The sequence below is a fragment of the Planococcus notacanthi genome (assembly GCF_030407825.1).
In the GTDB taxonomy this organism is placed as follows: Bacteria; Bacillota; Bacilli; order Bacillales_A; family Planococcaceae; genus Planococcus; species Planococcus notacanthi.
Window position 1 is genome coordinate 305558 of sequence record NZ_JASDCQ010000001.1, and the last position, 13733, is coordinate 319290.

Here is a 13733-nt window from a genome sequence, read left to right on the forward strand (position 1 = left end):
CTTTTATTTAGTGATGGCTTTATAGCCAATCATATTGATCGGGTCTTTCGGAGACGAGTAGGGAGGCGCGTAGCAAAGCTCAAGTGCCTGCAGATCATCAACCGTTAAACCGGCATAGATGGCTGTAACAATCACGTCAATGCGTTTGTCGACTCCTTTGCCGCCGATGCATTGCGCGCCTAAAATCTTACGAGTTTCCGGATTGTAATGGACCTTTAACGTGATTTGAGCGTGGTCCGGATAATAGCCGGCGTTCGAGTTGCCGGTATGAGTGACTGTAGCGGACTGGAGATTCTTATCCTTTATGGAACGTTCGTTCAATCCGGTCATAGCTGCAGTCAGTGAAAAAACTTTCAAAACAGAAGTCCCGAGCAACCCTTTTTTTGCGAGTTTGTTCCCTGTCAGGTGCTGGGCTACAATGAACGCCTGGCGATGGGCAGGGGACGCAAGAGGAACCCTTTTAGGATCTCCGGTGACCATGTCGGAATTCTCTGAAGCATCTCCGATTGCATAAATCGAAGGGTCGTTTGTTTGCATAAACTCATTGGTTTGGATGCCGCCGGTTTCGCCGATATTCAACTCTGCTTTTTCAGCAAGCTCAGTATTGGGCTTCAATCCGATGCTCATGATAATGAAATCAGCCTGCAGGTCAATTCCGTTCCCCAATTTAATCGTTTTGCCTTCGGTTTTCTCAATCGTAGTTCCTGTCAAAAGCTTCACGCCTTGAAGCGCTAATTCTTTTTCGATGAGCAAGGAGATGTCCGTGTCTAAAATGGACATGATGGTTGGGGACTTATGGACGAGTGTGACATCCAACCCAAGATGCTTCAAGTTTTCAGCCATTTCAAGGCCGATAAAACCTCCCCCTGAGACGATGGCATTTTTAGGCTGCTGTGTCTTGATAAATTGGTCAATGCGCTGCATGTCCTCGTAATTGCGCAAAGTGAAAACTTTCGAAGACTCGATGCCTTCCACATCAGGCATCACAGCAGAACCGCCAGGAGACAAGATTAACGTGTCATAGGACTCTTGGAATTGCTCACCTGTTACTAAGTTTTGAACGTGTACCTTTTTGCCCTCACGATCGATTTCCAACACTTCATGCTGCAACTTAACATTGACATCGCGTTTCTTTTTGAATTTTTCCGGATCTGTCATGATGATGGAGCGTTCATCTTCGATGACACCACCAATGACGTAGGGAGTGCCGCAGGCAGCGTAGGACATCGTCGAATCACGGTCGAATACTACGATGTGTGCATCCGGATCATAAAAACGAATTTGGCCGGCTACTGTTGCTCCACCGCCAACTGCACCGACAATGACTATTTTTTTCATAAGAAAGTCAGCCCTTTCCTTATTCAATTTTGTTGAAGAAGAATAAAGCCAATGTGCCGGGGCCCGTATGTGCAGCAATAACCGAACCGATCATATGGATTTCGACTTTTTGGGGATGGAAGTTTTCTTCAATTTCTTCTTTCAAAGTATTGGCGAATTCTTCATCATCTCCATGGCTGATGGCAATTGTTTGCTGGTCTAATTGGCTTCCGCGTTCTTTCATCAATTCAATCATTCGCTTGATGACTTTTTTGCGTCCGCGCAATTTTTCAATCGGCACCAATTTGCCGTCTTCTACGTGGAGCAATGGTTTGATGTTCAATAACCCGCCTACAAAAGCGCTGCCTTTAGAGATGCGTCCGCCTTTGGCCATATAATCCAAATCCTCGACAGTAAATAGGCTTTCCAGGTGGTCGGCCATAAAACGGGTTTTTTCTATAATTTTGTTTAACGGTTGGCCGTCATCCCGCATTTTTGCAGCTTCTTTCACCAGAAGCCCGTAGCCGAGGGATGCTGCTTTAGAATCAAGAATGGTGAGCTTCATTTCCGGGTATTCCTCGCGTACTTGATCTGAGACCATTACGGCTGTACTGTAAGTGCCTGATAGTTCAGACGAAAAGGCGATGTAATAACCTTCATCACCATCTTTTGCTAACTTCTCAAAAGCGGACAGCATTTCTTCAGGTGATACTTGTGATGTTTTGGGATGATTGCCTGAACGGATATCATCAAATACTTTAATGGATTGAATGCCTCTTACATCTTCATAATCCTGATTTCCGATATGGACACGAAGCGGAAATAAAACGACGTTTTCATTTTCAAAAAAATCTTTCGGCAAATCAGATGCGCTGTCAGCAAATAGTCTCATGTAAATCCCCCTTTTCTTTTACAATTTCAATCGATCGATCAGCAATTCAGCGATGCCGTCTTCATTATTGGTTAAAGTTATTTCGTTAGCTATGTTCTTCAACGGATCAATGGCGTTGCCCATTGCAACTCCGACGCCTGCAAAATCTATCATTTCCAGGTCATTGTCTTCGTCGCCGAATGCAATGATGTTTTCCCGTGAAATCCCGAGCGATTTAGAGACGCGGTCAAGTCCGACAGCTTTGCTCATTCCGCTTTTGACAATTTCAATGACGTGCCAAGGAGCTCCCCAGCGACGATGATCGATGACTTCCGCATGGACAGAAGAGAGATGATCATGAATTTCCTGTACGCGTTCAAAAGGTGCATGAATCAGAATAGAAGTTGGATCTGTTTTTAAGTAATTTCGCAAGTCACCCGTGGTGATGGTCGGATCACCGAACCGGAAGATATCCATTAGTTTTTCATCGTGGTGATGGACATAGACATCATCCAATACTTCAGCGACGATATTGTGGAATTCATAGTTGTGCATGGATTCGACCACTTCATGGACAACGTCGAGCCCGATCGGGTTATGGTGCATGCCCCAATACTGATTGGCTGGATGATGCACAAAAGCTCCATTGAAGTTGACGATTGGTGTCGTCAACCCCAATTCTTTGTAATACGGTTCGCTTGAACGGTATGGACGTCCAGTGGCAATCATAACTTGATGCCCTGCTTCAAGTGCTTTATTTAAAGTCAGTTTCGTTTTGGGTGAAATGACTTTTTGATCGGTTAATAAGGTTCCATCTAAATCTAGAACAATCAAATGTTGCTTCATAAATTGCCGACTCCTTTCTCTATACTACTAGTGTAGCGATAATACGAGGGTTTCGTCAAAAAATCTTGAGAAAATCGACAGGGTTTTTTGGGAAGTAGATTGACATTTGCTGGATAAGGTTAAGATTGGTAGGATTACTAATGAAGGAAGTGATTTGAGATGAGAGTTGAACGACAAGTCTGGGGACATATCCCATTGCTGAACATAACGCCGGATCAGGATGGAAAAGAGTTGCCGACCGTTATTTTTTTTCATGGGCATACGAGTGCTAAAGAGCATAATCTGCATTATGCATACCAATTGGCTGATAAAGGAATTCGTGTGATTTTACCTGATTCCCATCTTCACGGAGAACGAAGTGAAGGATTGGATGGAGTCCAGATAAGCTTACGATTTTGGGAAATCGTTTTGACATCAATTGAAGAATTGGCATTTCTGCGGGACGAATTACATAAACGCGGATTGATGGCCGGTGAACCAGCAGTAGGCGGTACGTCAATGGGCGGCATTACGACACTGGGCGCAATGACGGTCTATCCGTGGATCAAAGCGGCCGCAGTAATGATGGGTGCCGGAAACTATGTGGAATTGGCACAGGCACAGATGGCCCAATACGAAAAGAGAGGTTTCCAGTTGCCGATCAGTGAAGAAGAACGCGAAAAGATGCTGTCGACTTTAGCTATTTTTGACAGCCGCCGCCATTTGGAGAAATTCAATGGACGCCCGATTTATTTCTGGCATGGGGAACAGGATGTCACGGTTCCATTTGAACCGACCTATCGCTTGTATAAAGAATTGAAACAACAATATGAAGCGATCCCTGAGAAGATCGAGTTCAAGCGTGAACGCGAAGCGGGACATGCAGTGAGCCGGACCGGCATGCTTGAAGCGACAAACTGGCTGGCTAAGTATTTGCTGGAATAAGCGTGTGAATTTCATTTCCGGTGAAAGTTTGTTAAGATGGTACTAACAGTAAAGGGAGGGATTCTGAATGGATCAAGATATGAAAGACAGCATGATGGGTGCCTTAGAAACAGTAATCGATCCTGAATTGGGTGTCGATATTGTCAATTTGGGCCTTGTATATGATGTAATGGTTACAGAAGACGGATTTGCAGTGGTTACCATGACATTAACGTCAATGGGTTGCCCAATGGGACCTCAAATCGTTCAAATGGTCAAAGAAGCATTATATGAGCTGCCTGAAGTGGAAGAAGTCGATGTTAAAATCGTCTGGCAGCCAGTATGGGGCAAAGAACATATGTCGCGTTACGCGAAAATGGCGCTTGGCGTCAGATAATCTATACTTGAAAGGCCGTTACGGATTTTATTCCGTAACGGCCTTTTTTTAAGACCAAAATAATTGCATATTCCTGAAAATTTGACTATAATCTAATTAGTCAAAGATAGTCAAACTAATTGAGAGGTGTGGTTGTTATGGTTCAATTCCAAAATAACACAGAACAAAAATCCCCGTTGGAGCAGTTTGGCCGCAATATGGTGGAGCAAGCCCAATCAGGGAAAATGGATCCTGTCATCGGACGAGACCAGGAAATCCGTAATGTCATCCGCATCCTGTCGCGGAAAACCAAAAACAATCCGGTATTGATCGGCGAACCGGGTGTCGGTAAAACGGCGATCGTTGAAGGATTGGCACAGCGAATTGTCCGAAATGACGTACCGGAAGGGTTGAAAAACCGGACCATCTATGAGCTTGATATGAGCGCATTGATTGCTGGAGCCAAGTACCGGGGGGAATTTGAGGAACGGTTGAAAGGTGTTTTAAAGCAGGTCAAAGACAGTGAAGGACAGATCATCCTGTTTATTGATGAAATTCATACCATCGTCGGAGCGGGTAAAACTGAAGGTGCGATGGATGCAGGAAATATGCTGAAACCGATGCTTGCCCGAGGGGAATTATATTGCATCGGAGCGACCACATTGGACGAATACCGGATGCATATTGAAAAAGATCCGGCTTTGGAACGCCGGTTCCAGCAAGTAATGGTAAGAGAGCCTTCTGTAGAAGATACGGTGTCGATTTTGCGCGGTTTAAAGGAACGTTTTGAACTGCACCATGCTGTGCGGATACATGACCGTGCCATTGTAGCTGCGGCGGCTATGTCGGATCGTTACATCACTGAACGCTTTTTGCCGGACAAAGCCATTGATTTGATCGATGAGGCTTGTGCGATGATCCGGACGGAAATCGATTCCATGCCGCAGGAATTGGATGAAGTGACGCGCCGCCTTATGCAGCTTGAAATCGAAGAGCAGGCATTGATGAAAGAAACCGATGCAGCCAGCAAAACACGCTTGGATACTTTGCGTAAAGAAATCATGGAGCTGCGCGATTCTTCTGCAGATATGAAAAACCAGTGGACAGAAGAAAAAGAGTCGTTGAAGAAAATCCAGGAAAAGCGGGAACAATTGGATCAGTTCCGCCGCCAGCTGGAAGATGCGGAAAACCGCTATGATTTAAATGCGGCAGCCGTTCTGCAGCATGGCAAGATTCCGGAACTGGAAAAGGAATTGGTAGCGCTCGAAGCCAACCTTGAAAAAGACGGCGCAGAACGGTTGTTGCGTGAAGAAGTGACGGAAGAAGAAATTGCCGGCATTGTCGCCAGATGGACTGGAATCCCGGTAACCAAATTGGTGGAAGGTGAACGTGAAAAATTGCTTCGCTTAGGCGAGACCTTAAAAGAACGTGTCATCGGACAAGATAAGGCAGTTGAACTGGTGACGGAAGCTGTATGGAGAGCGCGGGCAGGCATCAAGGATGAGAAGAAACCGATTGGTTCATTTATTTTCCTAGGTCCGACCGGTGTCGGTAAAACCGAATTGGCCAAGTCTCTTGCTGCAAATCTGTTTGATTCGGAAGATCATTTTATCCGAATCGACATGTCCGAGTATATGGAAAAACACAGTGTATCCCGTTTGGTCGGAGCTCCGCCAGGATACATCGGCTATGAAGAGGGTGGACAGTTGACCGAAGCGGTACGCCGCAACCCTTATTCTGTCGTGTTGCTTGATGAAATTGAAAAAGCCCACCCGGATGTCGCCAATATCCTGTTGCAGATTCTGGATGACGGGCGCATAACCGACAGCCAAGGGCGCTTAGTCAACTTCTCGAACACGGTGGTGATCATGACTTCCAATATCGGATCAGCCCACATCAGCGATACGAGCAATGAACATGATATTGAAGACATTGTCATGAGCGAATTGCGCAGACATTTCAAGCCGGAGCTGTTGAACCGCATTGATGACATCGTCATTTTCCATGCGCTCAACAACACTCATTTCTACGGAATTGCTAAGAAGATGATCGCTGAATTGGCAGCCCGCATCAGTCAGCAGCAAATCAAGCTGACAGTGGATGATTCCGTCATCGACTATATCGTCGAAGCTGGAACCGATCCGGTATTCGGGGCACGGCCATTAAAACGGTTTATCCAGCGGAATATCGAAACGAATATCGCCCGTGAATTGATCAAAGGTGGAATCGTCGCAAATACAGAGTTGAAATTGACTATGGGCGACAATAAGCAAATCATCATCAACAAAAAAGAAGCGTAAACCGGCTAACCGGTTTACGCTTCTTTTTCTATTAATGCTTTTCAGGAGCTGGTTCGTTAGAAATGACAGCTGACATAACGAAGATCATGATTGAAACTCCGACTGAAATGTAAACGCCGATCATGAAGTCGAACGGTACGTTTTGTACTGCGCTTACCACATAGTTGACCAATGAAATCAATAAGAATGACCATAAGAACGTTCCAATATATTGCATCTAGTTTCACCTCTACATAGAATATCTAGATTAATCATAGCACAAGCTCCGACAGACAGAAAGGAAGATTGGAGAGATTGAAGATTTTTTGTCGGAAATATGTCAGTTAGTTGAAATTAAAGGATAGATGACGTATTATTAACACCAGGTACTAATATATGATGACAAGTGAAATGAGGGATATGAAATGAATGCTGGCATAATCGGTATGGGCAGATGCTTGCCTGAAGATAAATTGACGAATTTTCAATTAGAGCAGCGGATGGATACCAGTGACGAATGGATTCGAACAATGACAGGCATAGAAGAACGCCGAATCGCGAGAGAGGAACAGGACACTTCTCATATGGCTCGTGAAGCTGCGCAAAAAGCGATTCAGGATGCTGGAATCGATCCTGCTGAAATTGGTTTGATCCTAGTGGCGACCGTAACGCCGGACCAGCCATTCCCATCGATGTCTTGTGTCATCCAGCAGGAAATTGGTGCTGTCAATGCTGCAGCCATGGATATTTCAGCAGCATGTGCCGGCTTTATGTATGGAGTTATCACAGCAAAACAATTCATCGATAATGATGTTTATAAATATATTCTGGTTGTGGGCGTCGAGAAATTATCAAAAATCACCAACTGGGAAGACCGCAATACGGCTGTCCTTTTCGGTGACGGAGCGGGAGCCGCCATCATTGGGAAAGTATCCGAAGGAAGAGGGATTCTGTCCTTTGAACTGGGGGCTGATGGGTCTGGCGGGAAGCACCTGTTCCAAGATGAAGAAGATCATCTGCAGATGAACGGCCGGGAAGTATTCAAGTTTGCAGTTCGCCAGATGGGTGAATCTGCTGTAAACGTTATTGAAAAAGCGGGATTGCAGAAAGAGGACGTGGATTTTCTGATTCCGCATCAAGCGAATATTCGAATTATGGAAGCATCCCGAGAACGCTTGGGGCTTCCAATTGAAAAAATGTCAAAAACGATTCACAAGTATGGCAACACTTCAGCAGCTTCAATTCCGATTTCTCTTGTCGAAGACATCGAAGAAGGCCGTGTCAAAGATGACGATGTCATCGTCATGGTAGGATTCGGTGGTGGCTTGACTTGGGGAGCAATTGCAATGAAGTGGGGCAAATAATCAGCTATGCGAAAGGAAGAAGATAGAATGGATAATCGCCGTGTAGTCATTACGGGAATTGGTGCTGTAACACCTTTAGGCAATAACATCGAAACAACCTGGGAAGCTGTAAAAAGCGGGAAATCCGGTGTCGGTCCCTTAACTAGATTGGATGCAGATTTGTATTCAGCAAAAGTGGCAGCTGAAGTAGAAGGTTTTTCAATGGAAGATTATGTAGAAAAGAAAGATGCCCGGAAAATGGACCGTTTTACGCATTATGCGTTAGCAGCCTCCATTATGGCCATGAAAGATGCTGACCTTGAACTGGATGACAATACAGCTTTGCGTACGGGAGTTTGGATCGGTTCTGGCATCGGCGGAATGGAAACCATTGAAAACCAGATGAATGTGTTGAATACAAGAGGCGTCCGCCGCATCAGCCCGTTCCTGATTCCAATGATTATTCCTGATATGGCTTCAGGGCAAGTATCGATTTACTTTGGCGCAAAAGCCATCAACTCCTGCTCGGTGACTGCCTGTGCGTCCGGCACCAACTCAATTGGAGATGCTTTTAAAGTCATCCAGCGCGGAGACGCAGATGTAATGATTTCGGGTGGCGCTGAAGCACCGATCACGCAATTGTCTGTAGCCGGCTTTACAGCCAATACGGCATTGACGACCAATCCGGATGCAGCTACAGCATCCCGTCCATTCGATAAGAACCGCGATGGTTTCGTTATCGGTGAAGGTGCAGGGATTGTTATCCTTGAAGAATATGAACACGCAAAAGCACGTGGCGCCAAAATCTATGCGGAAGTGGTCGGGTACGGCTCGACTGGCGATGCCCACCATATTACAGCTCCTGCTGAAGGTGGAGAAGGAGCGGCCCGTGCAATGGCACAAGCTTTGGCAGATGCCGGTGTTGAAACAACGGAAGTCGGTTATATCAATGCGCATGGAACAAGTACACCATATAATGATTTGTACGAGACCATGGCTGTGAAAACGGTATTTGGTGAGCATGCCTATAAATTAGGAATGAGTTCTACAAAATCTATGACAGGCCATTTACTTGGTGCAGCAGGTGGAGTAGAAGCGATCTTCACTGCGTTGGCTCTTCAAGAAGGCATTATGCCCCCAACAACGAATTACGAAACACCGGACGAGCAATGCGATTTGGATTATGTTCCAAATGAAGCCCGCAAAGCGGATTTGAAATTTGCTATGAGCAATTCATTAGGCTTTGGTGGACATAACGCTTCACTGGTATTCAAGAAAATTTAACTACTATCTAAATGAAACAGCTAGTTGCGCTTTATTGACGCAACTAGCTGTTTTTATGCTTTCCATGTAGAAATAAGGGGGTTATGACATATTTTTATAAAAATTGAAAAAGTTTTCCGATTATTGTTTAGCTTGTGTTATTCTATTTACACAGAGTATTAGTGTTTAATTATATGGATGTACAATACAAATTATATGAACAATATTTACTAGGCTCTCTCTCGTTAAAAAATGAGTGGATATTCACAATAATTTAATCTCTATCGAAACGTTGGTACGACTGGTTTTCTAAAGAGAAATTGCTATTCGGAATTACGAAATAATTCATAAAATTAATAATAATCATTGTTTTTGTAATTTTATTGTAATAAAATTAATGGTAGAAACCATTATCCGAAGAAAACATTAACGTTGATATGCTGTTCCGGGGAAACAGCCCAGCAAGTGTTAACATTTTTTTTAGGATGATATGTCTGAAAATTGAAAACTTCATTGCATGTATTAAGTCGCTCAGTTCAGCAAGAAGACAACCATAGAACGGATTCATTTTGAGGAGGATAAATGTGAATGATGTTTTGTTGAATATCAAGAATTTAAAAACGTCTTTTAGAATTAAAGATGATTATTACGCTGCAGTTGATGATGTATCGTTGACCGTTAGAAAGAACGAAGTATTGGCGATCGTAGGTGAATCAGGATCCGGCAAAAGTGCTTTTGCTTTTTCTATCATGGGTCTTCATACAAGAGCCAAAATCGAAGGAGATATTGATTACAAAGGGATCAACCTGGTAAAGGCCAGCACCAGCCAAATGAGAAAATTGCGCGGCAAAGATATGGGAATGATTTTTCAGGATGCACTTTCAGCTCTGAATCCGCTTATGGTGGTGGGAGATCAAATCGATGAAGCAATTTTCCTGCACAACCCGAAAAGTTCCAAGAGCCTGCGAAAAAAGCAGGTCATCAATTTATTGAATCAAGTGGGCATTCCCCGTCCAGAAAAAACATATCACCAGTATCCGCATGAACTGTCAGGCGGAATGCGCCAACGTATTGTAATCGCTATGGCGATTTCCAACCAGCCCGAACTGTTGATTGCAGATGAACCGACAACTGCATTAGACGTGACGATTCAGTCACAGATCCTTGATTTGATAAAAGAATTGAAAGACACCATCAATGCCGGCATTATCCTAATCACACACGATTTGGGTGTCGTAGCAGAAATGGCCGATCGGGTAGCAGTCATGTACGCGGGCCAAATTGTGGAGATTGCGGATGTTTATACATTGATGGAAAATCCACAGCACCCGTATACCCGTTCACTTTTAAATTCAATACCTACATTGAACGACGTGAAGGAAGAACTTCACGTAATACAAGGGGTAGTGCCATCGCTCCAGAAACTGCCGAGAACCGGTTGCCGTTTCGCTGCCAGAATTCCTTGGATCGAAGAATCTTCACACGAAGCTTCACCGGAACTCCATGAAATTAGTCCTGGACATTTTGTGCGCTGCACATGCTACAAGGACTTTTACTTCCCAGAACAAGCCGAGGAGGAGCGCAATTATGTCGCTAATTGAAGTTGAAAACCTGAAAGTTCATTTCCCCGTACGTGGAGGAGTCTTTCAGACAGTAAAAGATCATGTTCGCGCAGTAGATGGTGTTTCATTCTCTATTGAACAGGGCCAAACTTATGGGCTTGTCGGCGAATCTGGATCAGGAAAGACAACAACTGGACGCGCGATTATCGGTTTGAACGATATCACTTCAGGCAAGGTCATGTTTGAAGGAAGAGATTTGGCTACGATCAACAAGAAAGAGTATATTGATGTGCGAAAAGATATCCAGATGATTTTCCAAGATCCATTTTCCTCATTGAACCCTAAAAAAAGAGTAGTGGATATTGTGGCAGAACCTCTGCGCAACTATGAAAACTTATCGGCTAAAGAAGAGCGGATCCGTGTTCAGGAGCTAATGGAATTAGTTGGGCTCAGTCCAGAAGCTATCTATAAATACCCGCATGAATTCTCCGGAGGACAGCGGCAGCGGATCGGTATTGCCCGGGCAATAGCGCTCAATCCAAAATTGATCATTGCGGATGAACCGGTATCTGCCTTGGATGTTTCCGTCCAGGCGCAAGTATTGAATTTCATGCGTGAAATACAAAAAGAATTGAACTTGACGTATTTATTCATCAGCCATGATTTGGGGATTATCCGCCACATGTGCGATCACATCGGCATCATGTATAAAGGGCGATATGTTGAACATGGGACATCTGACGAAATTTTCAACAACCCGCAGCACATTTATACAAAACGGTTGATTGCGGCCATTCCGGACAGCAACCCGCGCAATCGGGAAATGCATTACGAAAATCGCAAACTGGTGAAATCTGAGTACGACAAGTTGGAGAAAGACTTTTTTGATGAAGAAGGTTTGCCTTTCTCTTTAAAATCAATTTCAGCTACCCACCAAGTAGCGTTGCCTGAGAGAGGTTGAATGGTATGTGGAAATTAATTTTACGCAGAACACTTATAACTATCCCGCAAATTATCCTCTTGAGTGTCTTGGTCTTCATCTTGGCCCAAGCAATGCCTGGAGATGCATTAACCGGACTGATCGATCCCAATATCGACCCTGCCACCATCGAAGCGATGCGAGAACGTCTTGGATTGAACAATCCATGGTATGTACAGTATATCGACTGGATCAAAGGTGTGCTTCAAGGGGATTTCGGACAGTCATTCCGCTTTAAGATGCCAGTATCTGAATTGATCGGCGAACGCATGATCAATACATTGTGGCTGTCATTGGCTACATTGATCCTGACTTACTTGATTGCCATTCCACTTGGAATCATCAGCGGCCGCTTTAACGACACATGGTTGGATCGTGCCATCACAGGATATACGTATATAGGCTTTGCAGCTCCATTATTTATTTTCGCCTTGGTTATGCTGTTTGTTTTTGGATTCCAGTTGGGCTGGTTCCCGACAAGCGGAAGTGTGACACCGGGTACTGAACCGGGAACCTTCGCATATTTCCTGAGCAAACTGAATCATTTATTATTGCCGGCATTGTCTATGGCATTAATTACAACTGTTTCAACAGTCCAGTATTTGAGAAGTGAGATCATTGATACAAAACAAAAAGATTTTATCGTAACAGCCAGAGCAAAAGGCAATTCTGAGACACGGGTCTACAATCGCCACATTTTGCGGAATTCCCTGTTGCCGATTGCCGCCTTCTTCGGCTATGAAATCACGGGCTTGATTGGCGGGACCATTTTCATCGAGAATATTTTCGGCTATCCAGGAATGGGTGAATTGTTCCTTTCTTCAATCAGTTTACGTGATTACAGCGTTATGACAGCTCTTGTCCTGTTGTTTGGACTAGCAGCGATTATCGGGGCATTGCTATCCGATATCATCTTGAGTTTGGTTGATCCACGCATACGGATTAAATAATAAATGACAATTTTAGAGGTGTAAATATGAGAATTGATAAAGACAGTGGAGCACAAATCCCTGATGTGGATCTTGGCAAAAGCCCATCTGGATTCAGTATATTACTAAGAGAGCTGATTCGGGACAAAGTTGCATTTGGTTCTCTCTTGTTCCTGTTTTTGATCATTGCTGGCGTCTTCGGCACTTCGATCATTATGGACCAGTCTGAGATTATCAAAGTAGATCTTTTTGCACTATATGAGCCGCCATCGGCCACTTATTGGCTGGGGACGGATTACGGCGGCCGCGATATTTTCGGGCAATTGATCATCGGTACACGGAATTCATTAGCTATTGGATTTTTGGTCACATTACTGACTGGAATCATCGGCATATTGGTAGGATTGATTTCTGGTTATTACGGCGGTACTGTGGATAATATCTTCATGCGCTTTGTTGACTTCTTCATGGTTTTGCCGATTTTGATGATCGTTATCGCATTTGTTACAGCGGTACCAGGATACAGTATTGTATCTTTTTCATTGATCATGACAGCTTTCCTATGGATGGGAATTGCGCGATTGATCCGTTCAAAAGCATTGCAGGAAAAAGAACTGGATTACGTAAAAGCTTCTAAAACATTAGGGACATCCGATTTTAAAATCATGTTTTTCCAGGTCCTGCCGAATCTTAGTTCGATCATCATTGTTACGATGACGTTGAATTTGGCAGGCAATATCGGAATCGAGTCAGGCTTATCCTTTTTAGGGTTCGGCTTCCCGGAATCGACTCCGAGTTTGGGGACCTTGATCAGTTATGCAAGAAATCCGCAAACACTGGAATTACGATGGTGGATTTGGTTACCTGCATCAATCCTGATTTTTGTTTTGATGCTTAGCATAAATAATGTCGGGCAAGCGTTAAAACGCGCTACTGACGCACGACAGCGTAGAGGGTGACAAAAAGCGGGGGAAAAGGAGGAGTAGGGTTCTCAGTACCAGAAATAAACAACTCTATTCGAGTACAACATCAGTCAGAAATACCTTTAGTTATTAGAAAAGAGGA

The 13733-nt window shown here is 44.2% G+C and carries 13 protein-coding genes; 9 read left to right on the top strand and 4 right to left on the bottom strand.

The annotated features are described in order from the left end of the window. Positions 1-3: 3 nt before the first annotated feature. Genes QMA01_RS01355 through QMA01_RS01365 form a run of 3 tightly spaced genes read right to left on the bottom strand, consistent with a single transcriptional unit; the run spans position 4 to position 3034 of the window. Positions 4-1338, bottom strand: coding sequence for a CoA-disulfide reductase (locus tag QMA01_RS01355; protein WP_290214165.1), 1335 nt, complete (start codon positions 1336-1338; stop codon positions 4-6). A gap of 19 nt (positions 1339-1357) precedes the next feature. Beyond that, positions 1358-2209, bottom strand: coding sequence for a DegV family protein (locus tag QMA01_RS01360; protein WP_203339303.1), 852 nt, complete (start codon positions 2207-2209; stop codon positions 1358-1360). 18 nt (positions 2210-2227) lie between these two features. Further along, on the bottom strand, positions 2228-3034 hold the full coding sequence (locus QMA01_RS01365; protein WP_290184414.1) for a Cof-type HAD-IIB family hydrolase: 807 nt from the start codon (positions 3032-3034) through the stop codon (positions 2228-2230). Between the two features lie 159 nt (positions 3035-3193). Between QMA01_RS01365 and QMA01_RS01370 the strand changes: the two genes are divergently transcribed. From QMA01_RS01370 to QMA01_RS01380, 3 genes are all read left to right on the top strand, one after another. Beyond that, the gene (locus QMA01_RS01370) at positions 3194-3958 is read left to right on the top strand and encodes a prolyl oligopeptidase family serine peptidase (RefSeq protein WP_191713859.1); all 765 of its coding nucleotides are present in this window, start codon (positions 3194-3196) and stop codon (positions 3956-3958) included. A gap of 67 nt (positions 3959-4025) precedes the next feature. Beyond that, positions 4026-4334, top strand: a complete 309-nt coding sequence (locus QMA01_RS01375; protein ID WP_191713860.1) for a metal-sulfur cluster assembly factor — start codon at positions 4026-4028, stop codon at positions 4332-4334. A gap of 137 nt (positions 4335-4471) precedes the next feature. Continuing rightward, a complete protein-coding gene (locus QMA01_RS01380; protein ID WP_290214166.1) occupies positions 4472-6613 on the top strand; it encodes an ATP-dependent Clp protease ATP-binding subunit in 2142 nt (713 codons plus the stop codon). A gap of 31 nt (positions 6614-6644) precedes the next feature. Here QMA01_RS01380 and QMA01_RS01385 read toward each other — a convergent pair whose 3' ends face one another. After that, positions 6645-6830 (bottom strand): DUF2929 family protein, encoded by a 186-nt coding sequence (locus QMA01_RS01385; protein WP_191713862.1) that lies wholly within the window; start codon positions 6828-6830, stop codon positions 6645-6647. A gap of 187 nt (positions 6831-7017) precedes the next feature. On the opposite strand from QMA01_RS01385, the gene QMA01_RS01390 reads away from it, so the two are divergent. From QMA01_RS01390 to QMA01_RS01415, 6 genes are all read left to right on the top strand, one after another. Beyond that, positions 7018-7956 (top strand): beta-ketoacyl-ACP synthase III, encoded by a 939-nt coding sequence (locus QMA01_RS01390; protein ID WP_191713863.1) that lies wholly within the window; start codon positions 7018-7020, stop codon positions 7954-7956. A 27-nt stretch (positions 7957-7983) separates the two neighbouring features. After that, positions 7984-9219: a beta-ketoacyl-ACP synthase II gene (gene fabF / locus QMA01_RS01395; RefSeq protein WP_191713864.1), complete on the top strand. Its 1236-nt coding sequence runs from the start codon at positions 7984-7986 to the stop codon at positions 9217-9219. A gap of 563 nt (positions 9220-9782) precedes the next feature. Further along, entirely contained in the window at positions 9783-10799 is a 1017-nt protein-coding gene (locus tag QMA01_RS01400) for an ABC transporter ATP-binding protein (protein ID WP_191713865.1), read from the top strand. After that, positions 10786-11721, top strand: coding sequence for an ABC transporter ATP-binding protein (locus tag QMA01_RS01405; RefSeq protein ID WP_225218322.1), 936 nt, complete (start codon positions 10786-10788; stop codon positions 11719-11721). The genes QMA01_RS01400 and QMA01_RS01405 overlap by 14 nt, the downstream gene beginning before the upstream one ends. Positions 11722-11726: 5 nt before the next feature. Next, a complete protein-coding gene (opp4B, locus tag QMA01_RS01410) occupies positions 11727-12689 on the top strand; it encodes an oligopeptide ABC transporter permease (protein ID WP_191713866.1) in 963 nt (320 codons plus the stop codon). Positions 12690-12715: 26 nt separating this feature from the next. Then, positions 12716-13627 (top strand): ABC transporter permease, encoded by a 912-nt coding sequence (locus QMA01_RS01415; protein WP_191713867.1) that lies wholly within the window; start codon positions 12716-12718, stop codon positions 13625-13627. Positions 13628-13733: the final 106 nt, after the last annotated feature.

Excerpts from the sequence above, each read along its gene's own strand:
- QMA01_RS01355 (WP_290214165.1), bottom strand. The coding sequence starts at position 1,338 with ATGAAAAAAATAGTCATTGTCGGTGCAGTTGGCGGTGGAGCAACAGTA.
- QMA01_RS01360 (WP_203339303.1), bottom strand. The coding sequence starts at position 2,209 with ATGAGACTATTTGCTGACAGCGCATCTGATTTGCCGAAAGATTTTTTT.
- QMA01_RS01365 (WP_290184414.1), bottom strand. The coding sequence starts at position 3,034 with ATGAAGCAACATTTGATTGTTCTAGATTTAGATGGAACCTTATTAACC.
- QMA01_RS01370 (WP_191713859.1), top strand. The coding sequence starts at position 3,194 with ATGAGAGTTGAACGACAAGTCTGGGGACATATCCCATTGCTGAACATA.
- QMA01_RS01375 (WP_191713860.1), top strand. The coding sequence starts at position 4,026 with ATGGATCAAGATATGAAAGACAGCATGATGGGTGCCTTAGAAACAGTA.
- QMA01_RS01380 (WP_290214166.1), top strand. The coding sequence starts at position 4,472 with ATGGTTCAATTCCAAAATAACACAGAACAAAAATCCCCGTTGGAGCAG.
- QMA01_RS01385 (WP_191713862.1), bottom strand. The coding sequence starts at position 6,830 with ATGCAATATATTGGAACGTTCTTATGGTCATTCTTATTGATTTCATTG.
- QMA01_RS01390 (WP_191713863.1), top strand. The coding sequence starts at position 7,018 with ATGAATGCTGGCATAATCGGTATGGGCAGATGCTTGCCTGAAGATAAA.
- fabF (WP_191713864.1), top strand. The coding sequence starts at position 7,984 with ATGGATAATCGCCGTGTAGTCATTACGGGAATTGGTGCTGTAACACCT.
- QMA01_RS01405 (WP_225218322.1), top strand. The coding sequence starts at position 10,786 with ATGTCGCTAATTGAAGTTGAAAACCTGAAAGTTCATTTCCCCGTACGT.
- opp4B (WP_191713866.1), top strand. The coding sequence starts at position 11,727 with ATGTGGAAATTAATTTTACGCAGAACACTTATAACTATCCCGCAAATT.
- QMA01_RS01415 (WP_191713867.1), top strand. The coding sequence starts at position 12,716 with ATGAGAATTGATAAAGACAGTGGAGCACAAATCCCTGATGTGGATCTT.